14 protein-coding genes and 1 tRNA gene are annotated in these 25,440 nt (G+C 56.8%); 7 read left to right on the forward strand and 8 right to left on the reverse strand.

Annotation, left to right across the window (positions count from 1 at the left end):
- Positions 1-20 precede the first annotated feature (20 nt).
- From cysD to RO22_RS07460, 4 genes are all read left to right on the forward strand, one after another.
- Positions 21-923 carry a sulfate adenylyltransferase subunit CysD gene (gene cysD / locus RO22_RS07445; protein WP_027958948.1) on the forward strand — a complete coding sequence of 301 codons (903 nt, stop codon included), beginning with the start codon at positions 21-23 and terminating at the stop codon, positions 921-923.
- Complete coding sequence (gene cysN, locus RO22_RS07450; protein WP_027958949.1) at positions 923-2,827, forward strand: sulfate adenylyltransferase subunit CysN; 1,905 nt, start codon at positions 923-925, stop codon at positions 2,825-2,827. The genes cysD and cysN overlap by 1 nt, the downstream gene beginning before the upstream one ends.
- A gap of 137 nt (positions 2,828-2,964) precedes the next feature.
- Positions 2,965-3,738: a 3'(2'),5'-bisphosphate nucleotidase CysQ gene (cysQ, locus tag RO22_RS07455; protein ID WP_027958950.1), complete on the forward strand. Its 774-nt coding sequence runs from the start codon at positions 2,965-2,967 to the stop codon at positions 3,736-3,738.
- A gap of 658 nt (positions 3,739-4,396) precedes the next feature.
- On the forward strand, positions 4,397-5,431 hold the full coding sequence (locus RO22_RS07460; protein WP_041157957.1) for an IS110 family transposase: 1,035 nt from the start codon (positions 4,397-4,399) through the stop codon (positions 5,429-5,431).
- Positions 5,432-6,275: 844 nt separating this feature from the next.
- On the opposite strand, the gene RO22_RS07465 is transcribed toward RO22_RS07460, so the two are convergent.
- The 8 genes from RO22_RS07465 to RO22_RS07500 all read right to left on the reverse strand — a co-directional run bounded on the left by RO22_RS07465 (position 6,276) and on the right by RO22_RS07500 (position 21,839).
- Positions 6,276-6,785, reverse strand: coding sequence for an REP-associated tyrosine transposase (locus RO22_RS07465; RefSeq protein ID WP_027958980.1), 510 nt, complete (start codon positions 6,783-6,785; stop codon positions 6,276-6,278).
- A gap of 71 nt (positions 6,786-6,856) precedes the next feature.
- The gene (gene rfaH, locus RO22_RS07470) at positions 6,857-7,378 is read right to left on the reverse strand and encodes a transcription/translation regulatory transformer protein RfaH (protein WP_009288305.1); all 522 of its coding nucleotides are present in this window, start codon (positions 7,376-7,378) and stop codon (positions 6,857-6,859) included.
- Between the two features lie 35 nt (positions 7,379-7,413).
- Positions 7,414-8,736, reverse strand: a complete 1,323-nt coding sequence (locus RO22_RS07475; RefSeq protein WP_009288306.1) for an aminotransferase class I/II-fold pyridoxal phosphate-dependent enzyme — start codon at positions 8,734-8,736, stop codon at positions 7,414-7,416.
- Positions 8,733-16,160, reverse strand: a complete 7,428-nt coding sequence (locus RO22_RS07480; protein WP_041157958.1) for a type I polyketide synthase — start codon at positions 16,158-16,160, stop codon at positions 8,733-8,735. The genes RO22_RS07475 and RO22_RS07480 overlap by 4 nt, the downstream gene beginning before the upstream one ends.
- A complete protein-coding gene (locus RO22_RS07485) occupies positions 16,157-17,767 on the reverse strand; it encodes an LTA synthase family protein (RefSeq protein WP_041157959.1) in 1,611 nt (536 codons plus the stop codon). Before RO22_RS07485 ends, RO22_RS07480 begins: the two co-directional genes overlap by 4 nt.
- On the reverse strand, positions 17,760-18,593 hold the full coding sequence (locus tag RO22_RS07490; protein ID WP_235270475.1) for an SDR family NAD(P)-dependent oxidoreductase: 834 nt from the start codon (positions 18,591-18,593) through the stop codon (positions 17,760-17,762). The genes RO22_RS07485 and RO22_RS07490 overlap by 8 nt, the downstream gene beginning before the upstream one ends.
- Positions 18,590-19,831 carry a capsule biosynthesis protein gene (locus tag RO22_RS07495; protein WP_041157960.1) on the reverse strand — a complete coding sequence of 414 codons (1,242 nt, stop codon included), beginning with the start codon at positions 19,829-19,831 and terminating at the stop codon, positions 18,590-18,592. Before RO22_RS07495 ends, RO22_RS07490 begins: the two co-directional genes overlap by 4 nt.
- Position 19,832: 1 nt before the next feature.
- Positions 19,833-21,839 carry a capsular polysaccharide biosynthesis protein gene (locus RO22_RS07500; RefSeq protein WP_041157961.1) on the reverse strand — a complete coding sequence of 669 codons (2,007 nt, stop codon included), beginning with the start codon at positions 21,837-21,839 and terminating at the stop codon, positions 19,833-19,835.
- Positions 21,840-22,099: 260 nt separating this feature from the next.
- Between RO22_RS07500 and RO22_RS07505 the strand changes: the two genes are divergently transcribed.
- From RO22_RS07505 to RO22_RS07515, 3 genes are all read left to right on the forward strand, one after another.
- Positions 22,100-24,127 carry a diguanylate cyclase gene (locus RO22_RS07505; RefSeq protein WP_152618898.1) on the forward strand — a complete coding sequence of 676 codons (2,028 nt, stop codon included), beginning with the start codon at positions 22,100-22,102 and terminating at the stop codon, positions 24,125-24,127.
- Positions 24,128-24,271: 144 nt separating this feature from the next.
- Positions 24,272-25,219 carry an AEC family transporter gene (locus RO22_RS07510; protein WP_041157962.1) on the forward strand — a complete coding sequence of 316 codons (948 nt, stop codon included), beginning with the start codon at positions 24,272-24,274 and terminating at the stop codon, positions 25,217-25,219.
- A gap of 77 nt (positions 25,220-25,296) precedes the next feature.
- A tRNA-Arg gene (locus RO22_RS07515) sits at positions 25,297-25,373 on the forward strand.
- The last annotated feature ends 67 nt before the right edge of the window (positions 25,374-25,440 follow it).

Consider the following 25,440-nt stretch of genomic DNA (forward strand, 5'->3'; position numbering starts at 1 on the left):
CACAATTGTTGGGACAGATGATGACATCACTCACCCATTTACAGCGACTGGAAGCGGAAAGCATTCAGATCATGCGCGAAGTGGTTGCCGAGACTGAAAACCCGGTAATGCTTTATTCCGTTGGCAAAGACTCGGCGGTCATGCTGCACTTGGCCCGTAAAGCCTTTGCACCTTCGCCGCCGCCGTTCCCGCTGCTGCACGTTGATACTCGCTGGAAGTTCCGGGCCATGTATGAATTCCGCGACAATATGGCGGAAGAGATTGGTATGGATCTGCTGGTGCATATCAACCCGGAAGGTGTCGAGAAGGACATCAATCCGTTTACCCACGGCTCGGCGATTCATACCGACATAATGAAGACCGAAGGCTTGAAGCAGGCGCTGGATAAGTACGGCTTTGATGCGGCTTTTGGCGGTGCCCGGCGCGATGAGGAAAAGTCTCGCGCCAAGGAACGTATTTTTTCGTTCCGTACCGCACAGCACCGCTGGGATCCTAAAAATCAGCGCCCGGAGTTATGGAAGCTCTATAACACCCGTAAGAATGGCAAAGAGTCGATTCGCGTCTTTCCGATCTCCAACTGGACCGAACTGGATATATGGCAGTACATCTATCTGCAGAATATCCCCATTGTGCCGCTGTACTATGCGGCTGAGCGGCCGGTGGTGGAGCGCGATGGCGCGTTGATTATGGTCGATGACGAGCGCATGCCGTTAGAGCCGGGTGAAGTGCCGATGATGCGTAAAGTACGTTTTCGCACATTGGGCTGCTATCCGCTCACCGGTGCGGTTGAGTCAGAAGCGGATACCTTGCCTGCCATTATTCAAGAAATGCTGTTGACCAAAACATCGGAACGCCAGGGCCGAGTGATTGATAGCGATAGCGCGGCATCCATGGAGAAGAAGAAGCAAGAGGGGTATTTTTAATGTCTCACTCATCTGACCTGATTGCTGGCGATATCGAAGGCTACCTGAAAGCCCATGAGCACAAAGGCTTGTTGCGCTTTATTACTTGCGGCAGCGTGGACGACGGCAAAAGTACCCTGATTGGCCGACTGTTGTTTGAGTCCAAGTTGCTGTTTGAAGATCAACTGGCGGCCATTGAAGCGGACTCGAAAAAATACGGCACCCAGGGCGGCGAGATGGATTTTGCGCTGCTGGTGGATGGCCTGGCCGCCGAGCGCGAGCAGGGCATTACCATTGACGTGGCCTACCGTTTCTTCTCTACCGAAAAGCGCAAGTTCATCGTAGCGGATACCCCTGGGCACGAGCAGTACACTCGCAATATGGTCACAGGGGCTTCTACTGCCGACGCGGCTATTCTGATGGTCGACGCACGCCACGGCATTTTGACGCAAACCCGCCGCCATAGCTTTTTGATGTCGTTAATGGGCATGCGCCACGTGGTGGTGGCCATTAATAAGATGGATTTGGTCGACTACTCCAAAGCGCGTTTTGATCAAATCGTTGAAGAGTACCGTGCTTTCGCTAAACAGCTGGGGCTGGAGAACATCACCTTCATTCCCATGTCGGCGCTGAAGGGCGACAACGTCATCGAGCACAGCGCTAAAATGCCGTGGTACCACGGTACGACGCTGCTGGGTTACCTGGAAACCGTCGAGCTGGATGCGGAGCACCTTCAGCGCTCTCCTTTCCGCATGCCCGTGCAGTGGGTCAATCGGCCCAACCTGGATTTCCGCGGTTTTACCGGTATGGTGGCTAGCGGTGTGGTTCGCCCAGGTGATCAAATCCGCGTTCAGCCTTCTGGAAAAACCAGCACTGTTTCGCGGATTTATACCCTGGATGGTGATCTGGAAGAGGCGGTTGCCGGGCAATCCATCACGCTGTTGCTGGAAGACGAAATTGATATTTCTCGTGGCGATGTGATTTCCGGCGTAGATGAGCCAGCCCACACTGCCGATCAGTTTGAAACCACCCTGGTGTGGATGCACGAAGCGCCGCTGTTGCCGGGCCGCCCTTACTTGATGAAACTGGGCACCCAAACGGTTTCGGCGACCGTGACGGATATCAAGTATCAGGTCAATGTGAATACCCTGGAACACACGGCGAGTAAGCAGCTTGATCTGAACGGTATTGGTATTTGTACCCTAAGCCTTAACCGTGCCGTTGCCTTTGATGCCTATAAGGACAACCACGATACCGGCGGCTTTATCCTCATCGACCGTATGACCAACAATACGGTTGGCGCAGGCATGCTGCACTTTGCCTTACGGCGTAGCCAGAATATTCATATGCAGCATGTGGATATCGATAAGCAGGCACGTGCGTTGGCAAAAGCCCAGAAGCCCGCCGTGCTGTGGTTTACCGGGCTTTCCGGGGCGGGTAAATCGACCATTGCTAACCTGGTCGAGAAAAAACTCTTTGCCCATGGACAGCATACTTATCTGCTGGATGGAGATAACGTGCGCCATGGCTTGAATCGTGATTTAGGCTTTACCGATGCCGACCGTGTTGAAAACGTGCGCCGGGTAGCGGAAACCGCCAAGCTGATGGTGGATGCCGGGCTGATTGTGATGTCGGCGTTTATCTCGCCTTTCCGCAGCGAGCGCCAGTTGGCGCGGGATCTGTTGGAAGCGGGTGAGTTCATCGAAATTTTTGTCGATGCTCCGCTGGATGTCGTCGAGGCGCGTGATCCGAAAGGCCTCTACAAAAAGGCCCGCCGTGGAGAGCTGAAAAACTTCACTGGCATTGATTCCGCTTATGAAGCGCCTGAGGCGCCGGATGTTCATCTGAAAACATCCGAAATGGACGCGGAAGCAGCGGCCGACGCCGTGATCGCAGCCTTGCGCGAACGCGGAATGATTAGTTGATTTGAATGCGCTAGCTGTCAGGTGGTGGCGAGGTTGGCCGCTGCTTGGCAGCTTTTTTTATGCAAAGGCTGTGTCTTAAAGACTAAATCTTTAAGGGCTAAGTCTTTAAGGACAAAGTCTTATAGAGGGATTAGATTATGGCGCTTATTGATCAAGCACTGCTGGATGCCGTTGAAGGCATAGCTCGCGAAGCTGGCGACGCCATTATGAGTGTTTACGCCCGCGAGTTCAGCGTGGAAGAGAAGGAAGATAAAAGCCCGTTAACAGAGGCTGATAAAGCGGCGCACAACGTTATTATGCGCGGTTTACAGGCGCTGCCGGTGCAGATCCCGATCCTTTCTGAAGAGGACATCGAGGGCTTTTCCGGTGCTGATGCTGAGGGCCGCTATTGGCTAGTCGACCCGCTGGATGGCACCAAAGAGTTCATCAAGCGTAACGGTGAGTTCACCGTCAATATTGCCCTGATTGAAAACGGTAAGCCGGTGCTTGGCGTAGTGACCGCGCCTGCGCTTGAGGTTGGTTACGTGGCCGCGCGGGGGCTGGGCGCGTTTAAGGTTGAAGCCGATGGTAGTCGTAAGGCCATTTCCGTGGCAGGCAAGCCTAAAGAGGGCGTAACGTGGCGCGTGGTGGGTAGTCGTTCGCACCCCAGCCCTGATTTGGCCGCTTGGTTGGAACAGTTGGGTGAGCACACCATGCTGCCCATGGGGAGTTCGTTAAAGTTGTGCATCATTGCCGAAGGTTTCGCCGATGCCTACCCACGCTTGGGCCCCACCTGTTTATGGGATACCGGCGCCGCTCATGCGGTAGTGCTCGAAGCAGGCGGCCGGGTAGAAACCCTGGAAGGCACTGCACTTAGCTACGCCAACCCCAGCGAAAAGCTCAACCCCTATTTTGTAGTGTGGGGGCATTAAGCCAAGGCGCCACCGATCTAAGTTTTGACATCAAGGTTGGTTGGGTGCCAATGGGCGTCGTTCCGCCGCCATCCGCGGGTGCACTCATTCGATTTCGGCGGGGTGATTACATGCACATGGCCATGGAATCCCCACTTCCATATGCCTGCGAGATTTAGTAGCGCGTGGTAAGCGAAGCGCACCCGCGGGAGCAGCGCGAAGCGGTGCCGGGTTTGGCCCGTGTAGGCGATGATGGTTCGGTGCCATGGGGCGTCGTTCCGACGCCTCCCGCGGGTGCCTACGAACGCTCGTTGAACTCGCGTTCTTCGTTACCACGCGCTACGGTTTGTGCACGCACTCAATTTCGGCGGGGTGATTACGTGCACACCCCCTTGGAATTCCCGTCTTCAAGTGCATGCGTGATTTAGTAGCGCGTGGTAAGCGAAGCGCACCCGCGGAAGCAGCGCGCAGCGGTGCCGGGGTTGGCCTGTGTAGGCGATGATGGTTCGGTGCCATTGGGCGTCGTCCCGACGCCTCCCGCGGGTGCCTCGAAACGCTCGCTGAACTCGCTTTCTCGTTACCCAATGGGATGGACTCCTCCTCACCCTACTCCGGCGTCAGTGCGCCATACTGGTAGGTGGTTGGAAAACTATCAGCTTGAGAGTCAGGAGAAGCCCATATGAACATTAGCCGAGTTGGTGTGGATATCGCAAAGTCTGTCTTTCACGTACATGGCGTTGACCGGCATGAGAAGCCTCAATGGCGAGGTAAATATACCCGGGCCAAGTGGCTGGAGGCTGTCTGTCGGCGCGTTCCTCAAGGCGCCACCATCGGCATGGAAGCATGTGCAGCGGCGCATTATTGGGCGCGCGAACTTCAAGCGCGTGGCTACCATGTGAAGCTCATTGCGGCCCAATTCGTGAAGCCTTACGTTAAAACGAATAAAAATGATCGGGCAGATGCTGAAGCGATTTGTGAAGCATTAGGCCGTCCCACGATGCGCTTCGTGGCCGTAAAAACCGTTGATCAACAGGACAGCCAGGCCACCCACCGGATCCGTGAAGAGCTGATTAGCCAGCGCACAGCGAAGGCCAATCAAATCCGTGGCCTCATCAGTGAGTATGGGTTTATTGCCCCCACCGGTATTCAGCAGTTACGGCGGGCGCTGCCTCTTTGGCTGGAGGATGCCACCAACGGGCTCAGTGACCGCTTTCGCCGCCTATTGGCCGACTTAGCGGATGACTTACGTTATTTAGACGAGCGTGTTGCGCAGTTAACGTCCGCCATTGAAACGCATGCCAATACCGACCCGGTTGCCAAGCGCTTGATGACCCTCCGCGGCATTGGCCCCATCACCGCCAGTGCCTTATCGGGTGTGCTGGGTGACGGCGCTATATACAAGCGAGGACGCGACTTTGCCGCCTCGTTAGGGCTGACCCCGCGTCAACATAGCACGGGCGGACGAGAGCGCCTGTTGGGGATCAGTAAACGTGGCAATAGTTACTTACGCAAGCTGCTGGTACATGGCGCCCGCGCCGTCCTTCGTTATGCGGTGAAAAAAGACGACGGACTCAGCCAGTGGATCAAGCACCTTGCCGTGCGCAAACATCGCAACGTGGCGATCGTGGCTCTCGCCAATAAGACAGCGCGTATGGCGTGGGCCGTCACACGTTACGAGGTCCCGTATAACCCTGAGTTGTCCGCCGCCGCTTAAGCAGGCGACGCGACCATCAATGTTGAACCTTTAACCGGTGTTCCTACCGCCCCGACCGCACCACCAAAAGAGAGATGGCGAACAGGTCGAACCGACGTCGGGCCATACCGTGTAGCGCGTAGAGCCATAGAGCTCGTTTACGCTGAGGGTACCCGACGTGCGAATAGCCCATTAAGGTCCGATGCCCACACGTTAGGCATCTTTTACGAGACCGGATATACGCTAGCAGTCGACCGTGCCGCTATGACTTTTTGTGCTTGCAGACGAGGAGGAGTCCATATACGCGCTACGGGTGCAATCACTCGATTCCGGTGGAATCCTCACCTCAATGTGCATGCGAGATTTAGTAGCGCGTGGTAAGCGAAGCGCACCCGCGAAAGCAGCGCGCAGCGGTGCCGGGGTTGGTTCGTGTAGGCGGTGATGGTTCGGTGCCATTGGGCGTCGTCCCGACGCCTCCCGCGGGTGCCTCGAAACGCTCGCTGAGCTCGCTTTCTCGTTACCACGCGCTACGACAATCACTCGATTCCGGTGGCATCCCCACCTTCATGTGCATGCGAGATCTAGTAGCGCGTGGTAAGCGAAGCGCACCCGCGGATGCATCGCGAAGCGGTGCCGGGTTTGGCCCGTGTAGGCGATGAAGGTTCGGTGCCATTGGGCGTCGTCCCGACGCCTCCCGCGGGTGCCTCAAAACGCTCGCTGAGCTCGCTTTCTCGTTACCACGCGCTACGACAATCACTCGATTCCGGTGGAATCCTCACCTTCATGTGCATGCGAGATTTAGTAGCGCGTGGTAAGCGAAGCGCACCCGCGGATGCATCGCGGAGCGGTGCCGGGGTTTTCGCCATCATTCCCAATCCATGCCGGCGACGTCGGGGGCTTGTTGGGTGCCCCAGTCGGGGGTGTACCAGCCTTTTTGTACGCATTGTTGAAAGCTTGACCATTCCCAGTCGCGGGGCGCTCTAGACCAGCCGTGTTTGACGGGGTTGTAATGGATGTAATCCATATGGCGTTGCCAGTCGTTTTCGTCGCGAATGACGTGTTCCCAGAAGCCGCGCTGCCAGGCGTTATGGGTGCCGGGCGGGAAGAAGAATTCCTGTGAGGCGTATTTTTTGATATCCCGCCAGCGTGAGGAGTAGTCCGCGTCGCCTTCAGGCAGTCTCCAGAGGCAGTGGAGGTGGTCGGGGAGAAGTACGAACGCATCCATTACGAAGGGGCGCTCTTCTCGAACTGTGCGGAAGGCACGACCAAGGGCTTCAATATTGAGACGATCCGCCAACAGGGGTTGTCGTGCGTAGGTGACGACTGTAAAAAAGTAGCAGCCGCCAGGAACATGCGCGCGTCGATAGGTTGCCACCCGTGCCTCCATGCAAAATAATTGGCTTATAAAGGCCCATTGTAGCGCATCGTTATTAGCGGTGGGGCAGCCTACGACTTGCTTAGGGTGTCTAGCGGTACTTCCAAATACTGTGGCCGATTGAGCACGTTGAGCAGGACGATGGCGCGCTCTTCGCCTTTAAGGCGGGTGAAGATGGCTTCCAGGTCTTTGAAGGGGCCGTCGGTGATGGTGACTTTCTCGCCAGCGCTGAAGTAGGTGTGAACCCCTTCCTTGCTGTGCGGCTGAGCGCGTAGGGTCTCGACAAGCTGTGAGGGCACGGCGACGGGCCTGTCACCGAAGGTCAGCAGGCGTAGCACCCCGCGAGTAGAGCGAATCGGACGCCAGTTGCTGACCAACTGATCCAAACAGATAAACAGGTAGTAGGGGAAGAGCGGCTCGGTCACCGTGGTGAGCTTTCCCTGGCGCTTGCGTTGGCTCTTCAGGACAGGATGAAACACCTCATAACCTTGGTTGGCGAGGTGTTCGGCAGCGCGAAATGATTCGCCCCCTTTGCACTGAATAACGTACCAGGCGGGCGTTGCTGCGCCCTCCTGGTCATTGTAAACATCCATACCATCATCCTTGCGTCTGGAAAAGCGTTACAAAATTATGGCAGTAGCGCGGTGAGTGCATCAAGCGTTTGGTCAATGTGCGCCTGGGTATGCTCACAGGAGAGAAAGAAGCGCAGCCGTGCGCTTTTTTCGGGTACCGCTGGGTGCAGAATTGGCTGTACGTTGATGTGCTGTTCTAACAATGCGTTAGAAAGCCGGGCAGCCGCCGCGGAGCTGCCAATAATCACCGGTACGACCGCGGCACCGATGCTTTTGCCGGTATCCAAGCCGCGGGCAGTGGCCTGTTCAAGAAAGTAGCGCGAAATAGCATGCAGGCGCTGAACCCGTTCGGGTTCTTGCTGCATCAGCTGCAGCGCGGCTAGTGAGGGGGCGGCGACTTGGGCGGGCATGCCCACGCTGTAGAGAAAACCGGGGGCCAGGTAGCGTAGTGTTTCCACCAGCGGCTTGCTGCCTGCGATATAGCCGCCGCAGCCTGCCATGGTTTTGCTCATGGTGCCCATCCAGATATCCACGTCGCGCGGGTCGATATCGAAATACTCGCGCAGCCCAAGGCCGGTGTCGCCCATGACCCCAAAGGAGTGGGCTTCATCGACCATCAGCCAGGCTTGATAGCGTTGCTTCAGTTCGATAAAACGCGGCAGCTCAGGGATGTCGCCATCCATGCTGTAGAGCCCTTCGATCACTACCAGAACGCGTTCGAACTGATGCCGATGCCGGGCCAACAGGGCTTCCAGCGCGGCGGGGTCGTTATGGCTAAACGACATGCGCTTGGCGCCGGAAAGCTGCGTGCCAACCAACGAGCTGTTATGGATGTACTCGTCGTGGAGCACTAAATCTTTAGGGCCCAGCAGGTGGCCCAGTGTGGAGACGTTAGTGGCGTGACCGCTCACAAACACCACCGCATCTTCAACGTTGTAGGCAGTGGCGAGGGCCTGTTCCAGCTCTTGGTGGATAGGCCGTTCGCCGGAGACCACGCGGCTGGCGGAGACCGAAGTACCGTAGCGCGCCACGGCATCGCAGGCGGCCTGATTGATACGCGGGTCGCCTGAAAAGCCGAGGTAGTTATAGCTGGCAAAGTTGATGCAGGTCTGCCCATTGATCACGCTGGTCGCCCCGGCGGTGCCTTCGTGGACCTTGAAGAATGGGTCGACCAGGCCCAGCTGATCGGCGGCCTGGCGCATCATGGCGATTTGCTGATAGCCCGGCTGGGCATCAAAGCGCGTGAAGCGCTCGGGTACCGTGCGTTGCTCTCCGCCTTGCCCATTGGAAGAGGGCGTGGCGCTGGCAGCACGCGGCGTAGTACGCCGGCGTGCTTGTTCCAACAATTGCTGTTTCAGTTCAGAGCGCTTAGCGGTCATGGAGTCTCAGTCGCGGGTGATGAGGAAGCGGACGCAGGCTCAGTGGTGAGCCCTTCAGGGCCTAAATCTTCAGTGCCATGTTGTGCGGCCAGTGAGGCTATCGCATCTTGCGGAGCGTCTTCAACATCGTCGTGCTGATGCATTTTCTGAATCAGCACGCCCGCCAGTTTGTCGAGTGTCGATGCTTCACTGAGCACCATCACTGACACCTGAACGCCCAAGCGGTTCTCGATAGCGGTCATTAGCTCAACGCCCATCAGGGAGTCGAAGCCCATATCGTAGACCGAGCGGTGAATATCGAGCTTCTCTTCATCAATCAGCAGAATGCTGGCCAGCTCGGCGCGCAGTAGATCGGTGACCGTGCTGTGCAGCTCCTCGGGTGAGAGGTCGGCGAGCAGGGCGCTGATGTCGTCATCTGCATCCGCGCTGCCGTCGTCGTCGCTGGCGCGGGCAATTTCGTTAAAGCGCGGCGCTTCGGCAGTGGGTAGGAAGCGAGCAAGCGCACCCCACTCTAGTTCCAGCACACCTAGGCTTGGCCCAGGGGCCAGCAGCATCTGCTCAAGCACTTTCAGCGCGTCATCCGAGCGTAGCGCGGAACCGCCCAGGCGCTCTTGCAGCGCATCACGGGTGCGGGTGTTACGAGCCAGGAAGCCGACATCTTCAATGGCGCCCCAGCGTATGCAGGTGGCTGGTAAACCCGCGGCACGGCGATTGGCGGCGAACGCCTCCAGCCAGTGGTTGGCGGCCACGTAGTTGGCCTGGCCGGGGTTGCCGAACAGGGTGGTGGCCGATGAGTAGAGCACGAAGAACTCCAGTTCCGCCTCGCGGGTGAGTGCGTCCAGGTGGCGGGCGCCATCGATTTTGGGCGCTAACACTTTCTGAATGCGCTCGGCATCCAGGTTGCGGATCAGTCCGTCGTCGATCACCGTGGCGGCGTGCACAATGCCCCGCAGCGGTGCTAGTTCACCCTTGGCGCGCTCCAGCACATCGGCCAGCGCAGTGCGGTCAGTAATATCGCAGGCGGCGGCGAGTACCGTAACGCCTTGCTGTTCAAACGACGCAATGGCTGCTTGAGCCTCTTCACTGGTAGGGCCGCTGCGGCTGAGTAGGATCAACTGCCGCGCGCCTTTCTCTACCAGCCACTGAGCAGTTCTTAACCCAAAGCCACCCAGGCCGCCGGTGACCAGGTAGCTGGCATCTGCGGAGACCTGCATCGCTGCCGTGCCCAACACCTCGTTCTTGGGTGGCGCTATGGGTTGTTCATAGGTCACTACCACTTTGCCGATCTGGCGCGCCTGCTGCATATAGCGGAAGGCGTCGATTACCTGGGTGTGGCTAAACGAGGTAAACGGCAGCGGGCTTAAGGTACCGTCGTTAAATAGCGCCATCATCTCGCCAAACAGGCGTTGTGTCAGCGCAGGCTGCACCTTCATTAGCTGATCGGAGTCGATACCGAAGTAGCTGAGGTTATTGCGGAACGGGCGCAGGCCAATATGAGTGTTTTCGTAGAAATCGCGTTTGCCCAGCTCCAGGAAGCGGCCGAACGGGCGCAGGGCGCGCAGGTTCTGGTTGATCGCTTCCCCGGCCAGAGAGTTGAGCACCACATCCACGCCTTCGCCCTGGGTGTCTTCCAGGATTTCTTCGGCGAAGGTGAGCGAGCGCGAGTCATAGAGTCGCTCGATGCCCATCAGACGCAGGAAGTCGCGCTTCTCTTCGGAGCCCACCGTGGCGTAAATTTCCGCTCCCAGCCACTGGGCTATTTGCAGCGCTGCAATGCCCACGCCGCCCGCGGCGCCGTGAATCAGGATTTTTTCGCCAGGTTCGACTCGCGCCAGATGCTTGAGCGCGTAGTAGACCGTGAAGAAGGTCGTCGGAATCGTCGCCGCGGCGGCAAAGCTAATGCCTTCCGGCAGTGCTGCAACGGCGTGCTGGTTGGCAATGACCTTGTCGCTAAAGCTGGCAGGGCCGAAGCCGACCACGGCTTGCCCCGGCGCCACGTGGGTGACGTTGCTGCCCACGGCCTTGACCACGCCTGAAAACTCAAGGCCGAGGGTGGGGCCGGCGAAGCCGTTCTCTATCGCTTCATCGGAGAGCAAACCCAGGGTGTACATCACATCGCGGAAGTTAAGCCCGGTGGCCTTAACACTGATTTCCACCTCGTCGGCACTGACTTGTGGCAACGGGCGCGGGCGCCAGGTTAATTGGCGCAGCTGGCCGGGCATGGCAAAGCCCAGTGACATCGCCTGATGCGGCTGCTTGGTCTGTTCATTAGTTTGCCCTTCCGCAGCTGGGTGCGGCGCGGGCAGGGTGCGCAGCCTCGTCGCAAAGCGATGGCCCTGGTTATCGATCAGCGCTTCGTTTTCGCTATCTGGTTGAGTCAGTAGGGTGGCCCAGGCGTGTAACGCAGGCTCGCTGACGGCTGCCGGTATATCCAGCAGGTAGACGCTATGGCCGACGGCTTCGTTGGCTAGCGAGCGGCCAAAGCCCCACAGCACGGCATCACCAGGGGCGTCTGTCGCGCTGGCGGGTGACGTTGTCTGCCATAAAGCGCTTACCCCGTTGGTCACCAACCATAAAGAGGCAGCAAGTGAGTGCTGCTCTAAGGCCAGCGTCCACTGCAGAGCGTGATTACAGCGGGCGGTTTGCGCTTCAGTGCTGTTCGCGCCCAGGCCACGCAGGTCAATTACATTGAGGGTTAGCTCGCCCTGATTATCAGGTGCGGCTTGGGCCATTTCAGGTTGAGCCAATGCATGAGCCAGCAGCTCAGCAGGCGCGCTCTGACTAACGCTGAGCAGCGCGGAAGCGCCTTGCGATTGCAGTGCCTCGACCAGATTGGCCGCCAGCGCTTCACTGTTGTGGTCGGCGACCACCAAGTGACGCCGTTGCGCCGTGTTTGATGTGCTCGCAGCCGTTTCTAAAGGGTAGTGCGCATGGAGCAGGTAAGCGCCACTGTCGCTCTCTTCCAGCGCCATCGGCGCGGAAACCACAAAGCCTTGGTCGTTTAGCCAGCTAATGAGCGTATCTTGCTCCAGGGCGGTTTGGTCGATGCCGGGCGTGGCCAGCAGATCATCCAGCCAGCGGCTTGGGGCGATACCAATCAGCATGACCTGGGCGCCAGGGGCGAGTTGCTCAGGTAATGCTTCGATTAACTGACGCGTGGCGGCCGGGTGGGTGATATCCACGCTTACAAACGCCAATTGAGCCTTTTCAACACCGATGGGGGCGGTTAGCGCAGCAACCTCGTTTTGGCCAAGGTGCTGCATATCCATCAGCGGGAAACGCTCTTGCAGCTGTTCTGCCTGATGGCGCGTGCTGTCGAGGGTGGTGATCACGCGGTAATGGGTAAGGTCGTGATACAGCGCTTGAGCGCTGCGTTCCAGTAGGCGTTCGCCCAACGCTGGCGCGCTGGGGCCTGCTTCGAGCAGTTGCAAACGCTGCCCGGCGGGGAGCTCTGCGATCAGCGCATCTATTAACTCGGCTAACTCGCCTGCCAACGCTTGCCAGCCGCTTTCGCCCACTAACACACGGTTTAATCGCGCCAAGTGGTCGTGGCTAATGCCCAGGGTTTCCAGGTCACTGGTGCCGCTACGCAGCGCCTGTTGGTGAAGCCCTAACCGGCCCACCAGGTGAATGGGCGCAAAATAGTCGGGGTAGTCTTGCACCAGCAGTTGCCAGATAACGTCCGGCGAGTGCTGCGCTTCTTCGCTATCGACGCCGAGACCCTGCTGAGCAAAGGCTTCGCTAAGGCTATCGAGCAGAGGGGCGACTTCGTTGCCGTAACGCTGGCCGGTGCTTTCGCCGTAAACGCTGGCGATATCTGCAAGACGAGCAAGCGCATCGGCAGGTAGTGCCAGCGGTTCTGCGTGTAGCGGCGCCGGCGTCAGTTCCACATCCAAATAGCTGAAGTGCTGATGATGGGCGCGGTTGAGTCGAATCGCTTTGAAGCGGGTTTTGCTCAGTACTGCAACGGCGTTACCGGCGGCGTCATACAGCTCGAAATCGGCGGTAAAGGAGTGCGGTGCGCGCTTACCCATCACGGCGCGGGCGAGAACCGGCACGCCTGCCTGGGTATTCACTTGAATACGTTCCACGCGAACCGGCACAAAGGCGAGCTGGGTGGCAAACTCACTATGTTGCGCGAGCAGCGGGATAAACATCTGGAAGGCGCTATCCAGAATGCCGGGGTGCACGTGCAATGTGCTGAGCTGCGCCTGGACTTCATCCGACAGGGCTATTTCACCAATCACTGCATCGCCGTCAATCCAGCCCCTGGAGATAGCCTGAAAGGCAGGGCCATAGTGAAGGCCAATACGCTCAGCCATCTGCAGGTGATCTTCCAGCGTGTAGTCCGGGGCACGAGTAGGCATCACCGGCGCTGTGCGGTTGAGCAGGAAACCACGGCTTTCACGCATGGTGCGGGCCACGGCATTTAACTGCCACTCTACCCCGGTGGCAGGTTCGCGGGAGTGGATCTCCAGGCGGCCATCTTCCGGTAGGTAGCTAAGCCGCATGGTGCGGCCATAGGGGCCGTCCAGCAGCAGCGGGGCACGGATTTCCAACTCTTCGATATCCAGCAACGGGCTGTCTTTTAGCTGCAGCGCCGCCGCCAGCGTCAGTTCCACAAAACCGGCACCGGGGAACACCGCGCCTTCGCCCACCACATGGTCGGCCAACCAGGGCTGGCGTTGGGTGTCGAGCTGGCTCTCCCAGGTGTGTTCGTGCTGCGCTAACGGGTAGCCCAGCAGTGGGTGCTGATAATAGCGTGACAGCAGGCCTTGGCCGTCATTGGTGCCGTGTACCCAATGGTGGCTGCGCTGCCAGGCATAGCGCGGTAGCGGCACACGCTGACCGACCACCGGGAAGTGGCGGCTAGCCAGGCTAAGGCCACTCAGCAGTAGTTGGCTTAGGCTACGTTGCAAACCTTCAAGGCCAGGCTTGTGGCGCTCAATGGTGCCAAATACCAAACCAGGACGTTCCAGCTGGCGCAGTGACTCATTGAGGTAGCGGCGCAGAATGGGGTGGGCGCCAATCTCTACAAAGACGTTATTACCTTGCTCGATCAGCGCGCTAGCGGCGGCGTCGAACAGCACCGGCTCACGAATGTTTTTCCACCAGTAGGTGGCATCCAGCTCAAGCCCGTCACTCAACGTACCGGTCACGGTGGAGTAGTAGGGGATCTGCGTGGCTCGCGGGGTAATATCGGCCAGCGCATCAATGACCCCAGCTTGAATGCTGTCCATCGCGGGGCTATGGAAGGCGTAGTCCAGGGGCAGGCGTTTGGCAAATACATCCTGCTCGCCCAGGGCGGCTTCCAGAGCGCTGAGCTGTTGACTATCGCCCGCCAGCGTAATGCCTTTCGGGCTGTTAATACCGGCCAGGCATACCTGATTGAACTCGGACTTTTCTAGCCACGCGGCGATGTCGTCAGCGCTCATGGCCACCGCGGTCATTTCGCCGAGGCCACGGGTTTTACCCTGGTAGTCGCTGCGGTAGTAAATCACTTTGACCGCATCTTCCAGGCTCAACGCACCGCTGGCCCAGGCCGCCGCCACTTCACCCACGCTATGACCGAAGACCGCGGTGGGCGTAATGCCTTGGTCGTGCAGCCACTCGGTTAGTGCCACCTGCAGTGCAAACAGCGCTGGCTGGGCGATTTCAGTTAGCGGGAAACGGTTCTCCCCATTGCGGCCTTCCAGTTCGGCGCGTAGCGAGAAGTCCCCGTGCTGCTGAAAGAGTGCGTCGACGCGATCAATCGCCGCGGCGAAAACTGGCGAATCGCTGAGCAGATCGCGCCCCATGGTTTCCCACTGGCAGCCGTTGCCATCGTAAACAAACACTGGGCCTACCGCATTGGGTAAGCGCTCGAGTGTGGTAACGCCGTTGGTTTCACCCGCGGCAAACTCGCTGAGTTGCGTGGCGGCTTCTTCAGCCGTTTGTGCAAACAGCAGCGCGCCATGACTATGCCGGTCACGGTGGTGGAACAGCGTATAAGCGATGTCGTACAGGCTGATGTCGCTACTTTCGCGTAAGTCGTTCTCGCGCAGGTAGTTGGCGAGCGTTTCGGCGCTTTGGCTGAGCGCGGCTTCGCTGCGGGCGCTAAGGTGGATCGGTAGCGGTGAGTCTGGCGCCTGCGGTTCGGGTTTTGTTCGCTCGGGCGGGCTCTCTAAAATAACGTGGGCGTTGGCCCCGCCAAAACCAAAGGAGTTCACGCCGATAACCAGACGGCCCTGTTTTTTCAGCGGCTGGCCTTTGGTGACCACCGAGATGTTCCACTCATCAAACTTGATGCGCGGATTGAGTTTGCGGATGCCAATCGTGGCCGGGACTTCGCGGTGCTGAATGCTGTAGAGCGCCTTGGCCAGACCCGCCACGCCGGAAGCGGTTTCCAGGTGGCCCAGGTTGCTCTTTACCGAGCCAATCAGCAGCGGCGTTTTACGCTGCTGGCCGAGTGCTTCACCAATCGCGCGGGTTTCAATGGGGTCGCCAACGGCGGTGCCGGTGCCGTGGGCTTCCAGGTAATCGATTTCATCCGGCGAGATGCCCGCCTGTTCATAGGCGCGCTTCATTAGATCAATTTGGGCACTTGGGTTAGGCACCGTTAGGCCAGATTTGTAGCCGTCGGTGTTCACCGCGGAGCCTGCCACCACGGCAATAATATTGTCGCCGTCGGTAACCGCTTGATCGTAATCTTTTAGCAGGAAAATGCCTGCCCCTTCGGAGCGCACATAGCCGTTACCCGCCTCATCGAATACCTGGCAGCGGCCAGTAGGTGAGAGCATGCTGGCTTTAGAGAAGATGATAAAGCCATAGGGATGCAGGTGCAGGCTAATGCCGCCTGCCAGCGCCATACTGGTTTCTCCGCTGCGAATCGATTGGCAGGCCTGGTGAAAGGCCACCATGGAGGACGAGCAGGCAGTATCCAGCGACATGCTGGGGCCGTGCAGGTCAAACACGTAAGACAATCGATTCGAGGCGATGCTGGAGGTGTTGCCAGTGGCGGTGGAGGCATCAATCGCTGCCATATCGTCCGCGATGCGATAAGAGTAGTCGAGGCTGGCCACGCCCAAAAATACCCCGCACTGGCTGCCGCGCAGGGAGCTGGGCAGAATGCTGGCGTCTTCCATGGCTTCCCAGGCGAGCTCTAGAAGCATGCGCTGCTGAGGATCCATATTGGCCGCTTCACGGGGCGAAATACCAAAAAACTCAGCGTCAAACCCGCTGATGTCGCCCAGGCTACCGGCGGCAAAGGTCACGCTGGTACCCGGGTGGCGCTTATCCGGGTGCATAAAAACGTCGTGGCTCCAGCGGTCAGCGGCCACTTCAGTCACTAAATCTTTTTCGGCTTGCAGATCCTGCCAGAACGTTTCAGGGGTGGTGCCGGGGAAACGATGGGCGGCGCCGATGATGGCAACGCGTTTAGTCATTCTTGCTCCTGAGGTTCTGGTTCTACCTTGATCACATCGCTACTTATATCGTGTCCAAACACCTGTTTGAATAACTGGACACCAAGTTCGTTTGCGGCTAGCTCAAATGGCTCGTAAGCGTTTGCTGCCCCTACCCCTGCTGTCACCCAACTCTCTGTTGACCATACCATGTAGGGAGTGCGGCCATCAGGCGGCGTGAAGTGTGCATACGCCTCAGGCAGAATGGGAACATGATCCCCATACCAGCCTAGCAGGCCCGGTCGCTTTGCAGTATTCAGCGAATTTTTAACGCTTACCAACATCTTGTCGGATTCACTTAAATGCTGCAAATAGACCGCTAAGTCACGCAGATGATCGGGTAACGGCCAAGGAGCGCCGGGCAGCGTATCGGCTAACGTTGCTTGGTTCGGTGCTTCTAAATGTAACGGGCCGTGATTTTCCATGGTGATAACAAATACAAATAGCGGTCTATTATCGTCATCTTCAAGCAGCCGTCCAATTTTTCGTGCCACTGCCTGGTCACTAACGTATTGACCGTTTTTGTCGCTGCTCTGGAAGGCATTGATATCTATAAAGTGGTCAAAGCCTAACTGGGGTATCACCTTGTGACGAAAATAGAAGCTCGCCAGGTACGGATGCACACAAACCGTGCGATAGCCTGCTGCTTTTAGCGCGCTCGCTAAACTGGGCATTGGATGGCGGGCAAGCGTGCGGTAAGGGTTGAACTGGCGAACGCCCCAGAGGCCGGGTGCAATGCCCGTTAATACCGCGCACTCGGTGCGCACTGTATTGGCACCCCAGGCGGGCACGTTTAATGCGCCATGCAGGGTGGCGTTTGCACGAGTGGTGTCGAAATGGCGAAGCAGATTGGCATCAACCTCTTTACACCAGGGGCGCGGGTCGAAAAACGATTCACTCTGCACCAGCACCACGTTGGGCAGTGGCTGCTTGCCCTGATGCGCGCTCGCCACCGGCGTTAAGGCGTGAAAGGGCGATTGCTTTGGCGTCGGAACGGGAGCGCGCATTAGCGCTACGCCGTAGGCCCATAGGCTAGCGAAAAGTCCTAAACGGTACATGTCGTCTATGGGCTGTAAGGTGATGGCGGGCAGCCTGCGGACACTAATAGCAAGCAGCAGTGTGCCCAAGGCTATTAACCCCAGCGCATTGGTTAGAAAGCGGCTGGTGCCCTCGCTAGTGACCAGCGACCCTTCCCAGTAAAAGAACCCTCCAATCGCCACCGCGGCGGCGCTGCTGGCGGCAATCGCCAAACCTACGCCGAAAAAGGGCACGTAGAGGCGCGGGTGCAGGATAGCGTCCCAAAAGTATTCAAAGTCATGGCAGATAAACGGCTCGTTGAGCGTATGCGATTTGGCGTTGCTCGACTGCACCACCACCAGTTGCAGCGAGAGAAAAACCATCACCGCAAACCAGGGGCGCTGGAGTAACAACACCAACAGCCCGAAAAGTAGAAGCCATGAGCCAAGGTGGACACTATTGGCCGCTGCTCCACGCTGCCAAAATGGGCGCGGCCGAGGGCTAAGCAGGGCTTCAAACAGGCCGCTGATCAAAAGCCCCACGAGTAGCGGCCATATCAGCGCGCTAATCATGGGGTGTCTCTCCTGAGTGGTTGAAGCCCAGTCGCTTGATCAACCATTGCGAAACCCCTGCGGGCAGTACCGCCAGCCACCAGGTGCCAAAATTAAGTGGGAAGGGGAAGCTGATGCGCGCACGGTTTGCGGCGATACCGCGTTTAATTACCTTGGCCGCGCGCTCGGGCGGCCACTCCCAGGGTTTGGGGCCGGGCATGGCCTCGCACATCGGTGAGGTGACATAGCCGGGCATGACCACCGTGACGCCGATACCGTGGGGCGCAAGTAGCCCGCGCAGCCCTTCGCCATAGGCTTTGATGCCTGCTTTGCTGGCGCTATAGCTGGGGGTGGTCGGTAAACCGTGCCATGCGGCAAGCGAGCTGATCAGCACCAGTTGACCGCTGCCGCGGGTCTGCATGGCTGGCACTAGGTGTTGCACCATGGCGATGGGGGTTTTCAGGTTGATATCCAACAGCGCCTGCACGTCTGCCCAGGGCTCTAAGATATCAGGCCCTTGGGGGTGGGTGTTTTTGCCCGCATTGGCAATCAAGATGTCCGGTACCTGTTGGGCGCAGACTTCGGCTAGCCAGCTTTTCAGGGCGTGATCATCGGTTAGATTGATGGTTGAGAGGGTGACCTGGGCACCTTGTTGGCGGCAAGTGGTGGCAAGCGCCTCTAGCTTCTCCTGCTGGCGTCCGTGCAATACCAGGTGGGTGCTGGGATCGGCATAGGCGTTTGCCAGGGCGCCCCCAATCGCGCCGGTGGCGCCAGTGATCAGCACGCAGCGTGAGTGTAGAGATGGGCTCTCAGCCTCTTTTGCAGCTTCTTTCACAACAACGTTCACAGAAGCTTCTCCAACGGCGATGGGCAGGCTTCGAGTATGCGGGCGGCGTTATCCACGGCTAAATCGATACCGGGCTGGCAGTAGTAGCCACCGTTAACTTGAACGGCATGCATCACGGTCTTTTGAAAATAACCAAATAGCTCGCTGTTAGGCGGCTGCGGCTGCTGCCAAAAATCCGCTAAGTCACCTTGGTAGGTTAGCCCATCCAGATTATAGATCGGGTCGCTAAGCGCGTAGGTGGGGCAGTTCTTCTCCAGCGAAACAATGCCCACGGTGCTGTTAACGGTGACATTGCCCTTGGCGTGTTTGAGCAGGGCGTTGAGATCCCCAGACTCTAGATAGACGATGCGCCCTTGCAGGCCGTGGCGTTCGGCAAGTTGCTTAATGACTTTGGGGTAATTGACCAAGCCCATATCCAAAGGATGGTTTTTAATACATAGCAGAGAATCGCTGGGCGCGTGCTTGGCGAACGAGGCCATCACATCGTCCATCACTTCCTGCATATTGGCGTAGGGGGAGTGATCGCGAATTTGCGCATCGCTATTTAGCTGCAGCGGCAGCATAAAATAGGGGCGGCCACTTTCGATCAACGCTTTGATGCGTTCGGCATCGCGTTTTTTCCAAGCGGCTTTTAACTGAGCAAAACGCTTCAGGTAGCCCGCGTACTCGACCGGGGCGGTGATCGGTGCGTGATTGCGGTAGTGCGGCGCAACCAGCGGATTGGCTAGCCCGGCCAAGTGGTAGCCCACATCGTGCATGGCACGAATTTTAAACGAGGAGCGAAAACGCACGGGGGCGGGTAGTTCGGGCAGTGCTTTGCCGGTTTCATAAAACCAGCTTGGGTCACGGGGCAGTAGCGAGTGGCCGTTAACGCCTTCGCGCTCCAATGTGATCCAGAACGGGCGAAAGTAGCCCTCTTCAAATACGTGGGTGCGTACACCGGCCGCGGCGGCGTTATCCACTGCTGGGCGATGAATCGGGCGACGATCTCCGAATACTACTTGGTCGGTGATCGCGTACCGCTGCCAGAGTGACTTGATATAGCCAGGTAGTTCAGCGGTAGGGCCACGAAACAGATGGCTTTGACCGTGGGTGCGCTGCCAGTAGGCGATATCGCCCGCATTGAAGTTGACCTTAACGACACGGTGCCCATCGTTCACCAAGCGCTTGGCTAAGCGCTGGTAAAAAGGTGAGCAAACGCCCTGCAAAAATAAGAATGCACGCTTCTGATGCTTCAACTCAATGCCTTCCGATCAACAAGTTACGATAACAGCGGTAGATATGCTGTTTCCATGTAAGGGTGTTTTTGTGTGTTCTTGCCTGTTCCAACAGGCTGACGACGGTTTCAGCATTGCATAGCTGGCGGGTCGTTGGGTCTACATAGCCGGGATAGAGAATCAGGGTGCCGGCGACCAAGGCATCCAGCGAGAGTGAACGCGTACGGCGTGGGCAGCTAAGCGCATCCTGAGTTAAGCCCCAGCCAGCATAAAACGGTAGGCCGTAGGTGCTGACTTCTCGTTTGCGCAAAAGTGCTTCAAAGCCGGTTAAAGAGCTCATCGTATGCACTGCATCGACGCGCTCTAACAAGGTTGCGATGTCGATATCGCTGGCGTCTAGATCATACAGGCGTTTGGCATCGGTATCGAGTGCTCCTACACGCGCACCGCTCAATACATCGGGATGGGCTTTGTAGACGATATAAGCATCCGGGTGCGCGTCACGTACGGCGCTTAGCAGCCCGCTATTGGTATTAATGTGCGGCGAGCCGGTGGCAATCGAGGCGTCGCTCTCTACTTGGCCAGGCACCAGTATGGTGTAACGCCCTTTGGGCAGCTCGATCCCTGCCTTTCCACGTACGTTGTACTTGGTGAGTTTGAGCGCCACTAATCGCTTACGTAACTGCAGCGCACGTTGCAGCAGGTCGTCACTAAAGGGGGCGCTATTGAGCAGCGTCTCTAAATCACTGGGTTGGCTGGGGTCGTAGTAGATACCCTGTGAATCAATCACCAGCGACAACGGCTGAGTAAGATCGACTCCCAGCCCCACTGAACGAATGAACCCATCTTCCATGCGCCATAGCTTCTCCATGTGTTGGGCGTGCTGGCATTTAAAGTCTGCATCAATACGGCTTGACCATACCAGCAGCCGTTCATCGGGCTGCTCGCTCTCGGGAAGCTTCGCTTGATAGTTCACACGTGCGAAGGCACCTAGAAAGTCACCAATAAAGCGACGTTTCCAAGTAGAGAACCCGCATGCTCGCCAGCTTCCCCGATAGCGCTCCTGCTGGCGCCTTTGATCGGCGATCAAGGCAATGGTCTCTTCCAGCGTGGCAGGCTGCTGAGTGTAAGGGTTAGCGTAGCGGCAATAGCGTAAATAGGCGGCGGCAAAGACCTCAACTAAGGTGCGCTTTACACGACGGCGGTGGCAGGGCAGTTGATCATGGGTAAGCCCCCAACCTGCATAAAACGGAATACCAAAGCAGTGCACCTGCTTTCCGGCCAGCAGTGCTTCAAAGCCGAGCTGGCTGGTCACGACGTAAACGTGGTCAACCTGGTCAAATAGCGCCCAGGGGTTGAGGTCTTCACCGATGACCCTGCAGCGCGGGTGGTCTGCGGCGTTAAGTAGGTGGCCCTGTTTTTTACCCGCGATAACGTCAGGATGGATCTTGACTAATATCTCGGCGTCGGGGTGCTCTATTAACGCCGCCTCAAGCATCTGGTTGAAGCTACTCGCGCTAGCGCCCCCGTAGTGAATTGAGGCATCCCCAGCGGTTTGGTCGACCACTAATACACTCGCCCGGCTGGCATCGTTAATCGGCTGATCGGGGGAGTGGTTATATTTGGAGAGCCGATAGCGAGCGATCAATGCCATGCATCGTTCAGCCTGCTCTAACTCTTCATTGTTGAAACTGGCTGTGTTGAGCCAGTTTTCCAAATCAGAAGGGCGTGAGGCGTCGTAATAAATGCCGGTCTCATCGACTACCAAACTGTGCGGCTGAAAGCCATTTACGCCTAGCCCTAACGAGCGTAGAAAGCCATCTTCTAATGCGATATAGACCAGTTGATGGCGTTGGGCATACTGCCTAGCGCTTACACTAGTGGGTTTTAGCCCCCAGCCAATCACCGCCTCGGGCATTTTCTTAAGGGAGCTTATTCGGACGAATTGGTCAAATTCGGGCAGCAGTGCAGGCAAGGTAGCCAGCTTGCGAATACCTGGGGATGTGTAACCTGCCGTTCGTTTCGCCATACATAAGGCCGCTTGAGGTAACAGGGGTAGGCGGGCGAACATACGTCAATTGGAGGGGGTTATCAATTCAGGCATTGTGAGTGCTCACTATTTTTTCTACCCACAGCAACTATTTGCATGATAAAAAAAATTACCTTAAGTTTGATTTATTCAACGCGCATGATCGTCACTTTTTTGGTAGATTCGCCCACTCTATGTACCCTTGATACCGCTCTTCAGGATCTGGAATTAAGTAAAGTATGCATAAAAAAGGATAATCGGTGCGCTTTGCCTATCTGCTAAAAAATCTATTTTCTTTCAGTTCCTTAAAGGGGCGCCTTTTGCTGGGGCTCTCCTTTACTTTGCTGTTGCTGATCGCGTTGGTGCTGGGTATGGCGTGGCAAGTCGGAAAGACTATGGTGCAAGAGACTAATATGTCGCACTTACGTTATGAAGCCACTCTACTTGCTGATGAGGTAACCCAACAAATCGAGATGCGCTTCCAAGCATTAGAGCGCTTAAACGAAATGATCGGCACCACCGAGGATGCGAGTTGGATCAGCTATCAACTGCAGCAGAACGATAGCCTGCTAGCTTGGTTTGAGGGGATTGTGGTTGCCAACAGTGATGGCGAGATTATTGCTGATTGGCCTGCAATCGTTGGTCGCGTAGGGCTCGAAACCGCTGAACTTGAGTATTTTCGTATGCTTCGCGGTATTCGCCGTCCCTATGTTAGTGAGCCCTTTGTCGGTCGTGCGAGCGGCATGCCAATGGTGCTAGTGGGCGTGCCACGCTTTACCGAGCAAGGCGAGTTTGACGGTTTTATTGGAGGTATCCTTAGCTTGGATTCAGGAGGGATATTTAGCCGTTTAGCTAAAGTGCGCTTGGGTGAAAAAGGCTATGCTGGTGTTGCTACTGCTTCGGGTAAGGTTTTATACCATCCTAATAATTCGTTAATTAATGCTTCTGTGCCCAGTAAGGCATTGAACCCATGGCTGGACTTGGCGCTGGATGGCTGGGAAGGTGATGCTGTAGGTCGGCTTGTGAGTGGGGAAATGGGGCTACAGTCTTATGCGCAGATTTGGCCTGCTGGATGGGTCGTTGGCCTTTACATGCCTATTTCCCAAGTACAACTTCCCCTAGCAGATTTTATCAGGCAGCTTTGGTGGGCATGGGTTGTACTTGTTTTACTTATGTTCCCTTTGCTGTGGTGGATGTTGGGCCGAGTGCTTACACCTTTGAGGCATTTGGAGAAGCAGATTGGCGAGGTGGGTTTAGGGCACCGTGAGAGCGTCAGTTTGGCTACCAAGATGCAAGAGCTACAGCAGGTGGCGAGCACCTTTAACCGAGTGGAAGATGAACGACAGCTGTTGTTAGGCAATCTTCAAGAGCGCGAGGCGTTTCTTGACTCGGTACTGAATGCAGCGCCGCAGGGTATGTTTGTCGCTAATATTAAAGGTGACATTACTTACATGAACCCTGCGCTACTAGAGATGCTGGGCATTTTTCCAGGCTCGCCTATGGAGTCTTGGCTTAAGCAGATCCACACGTCTGATCGTGATGGAGCTAAAGACATGTGGCTACATAGCCTGCGCACCGGTAGTGATTTTGTTCGCCAACTGCGTTTTTTGCGCAGCGATAACGAACTTCTTTGGCTAGATATACATGCTCGGGTAGTCACGCTTTCTCAAGATGGACAGACTCTTGGTTTAGTGGGCGTAGTTAAGGATATTACTGAGCGCCGGGAGCAGGAAGCCATACAGCGCTGGGAAGCAGAACATGATCCGTTAACCGGCCTGTTGAATCGCAGAGGCTTTGAGCGCCGCCTAGAAGAAGCCTTTGCCGATTTCCAAAAAACCAGCACGCCTTCAGCTCTTTTGTTGTTTGATTTGGATCACTTCAAACCCATCAATGATGAAGGTGGCCATGCTCTAGGCGATGAGATGTTGCGCCGCATTGCTCAGGTGGTTGCCTGGGAAGTCCGCCGTAGCGACCATGTGGCGCGCCAAGGGGGAGATGAGTTTGGTGTACTGCTCCCCAGCTGCACCTTGGCTCAGGCAAGGAGAATCGCTGAATCCCTGCGTCAGTCGGTAGGGGAAATCTCTGTTACCCATGAAGGCAAAGAGTACATGGTTACACTCAGTATTGGCGTTACCACCTTTGATGAAGAGGATTCTAATGTGTCTGACGTTTTGGCACGGGCCGATGCCGGTAGTTACAAAGCCAAAGGGATGGGACGCGATGGGGTAGTTGTCAATATGCCTCACAATAACGATGACGTAATGGCGCTTTTCGATTCGCCCAAATAGTTTCTCATATAAGCACTCTAAGCCTGTGCAGTGGCTTGGCGTGCTTAGCAGTCGACAAAACATGTCCAGCAGTAGAGTATAAGCAGATGCTGAACTTGTCGTTAGAAGCCAGTTTTTAAAATCAAGGCTGACTGAGATACTGTTGTGAACCTACTTGAACTGTTTGCCCGCACGCTGGATGTCACGCTGCCTGTCTTTGCGATGGTGTTTGTAGGCCTGGGCCTTAAGCGCTTGAAATGGATTGATAGTGCCTTCGTCTCGACCGCTTCTGCGCTGGTATTCAAAGCAACACTCCCCACGCTAATCTTCCTTAGTTTGATTAAAGCTGACCTAAGCGTTGCGCTGGACGTTTCGCTGATGCTGTTTTTTGCTGTGGCAACGCTGGGGCAGTTTTTATTCAGTTGGGGCTGGGCGCGCTACCGTGTAGCACCTCAGGATCGTGGTATTTACGTTCAAGGCGCGTTTCGCGGCAATTGTGGGATAGTGGGTTTGGCGCTAGCGGCGGGCATGTACGGTAACTATGGCCTGTCAGCGGGCAGTCTTTTGCTGGGCGTGGTCATCGTGATGTATAACGCGCTTTCGGTCATCGTGCTGGCATTTTACCAACCAGGTCAATCCACCGATTGGCGCAGCCTGCTCAAACATGTAGCGAAAAACCCACTCATTATTTCCGTATTTGCAGCATTACCTTTTACCGCGCTCTCGATCCCACTGCCTAGTTGGGTGATGACCTCAGGGGACTATTTTGCCTCGTTAACACTACCGTTGGCGCTGATTTGTATTGGTGCGACGCTCTCCGTGTCGAGCATGCGTGACAGCAGCCAAGTGGCACTTGGCGCTAGTTTGATGAAGATGGTAACACTACCGGTGCTCTCCACCGTGGCGGCCTGGTTGGTGGGCTTTTCCGGCGAACAGCTGGGCTTACTGTTTCTGTTCTTTGCCAGCCCCACCGCTGCCGCAAGTTTTGTAATGGTCAAAGCAATAGGCGGCAATGTGGCTCTGGCCGCCAATATCATCGCCATTACCACCCTGATGGCGAGCATTACCGTTACGCTGGGCGTCTTTGCGCTGCGTTTACTCGGCTGGATATAGAGTTGAATAGCGCAACTCGGTTGGCCCTGCCTAAGCTGACGCGTTATACTACGCGCCCGCAAGTTTGGACGACGTTAGTCCCTGTAGCTCAGTAGGATAGAGCAGCCGCCTCCTAAGCGGCAGGTCGCAGGTTCGACTCCTGCCAGGGACGCCAACTGGGGTTCTTTACAAGTCCTGGGAAGGCCTAAAAAAGAGTACAATACTCTGAAATACATGGTTTT

The organism is Halomonas sp. KHS3 (genome assembly GCF_000830495.1).
Classification (GTDB): domain Bacteria; phylum Pseudomonadota; class Gammaproteobacteria; order Pseudomonadales; family Halomonadaceae; genus Vreelandella; species Vreelandella titanicae.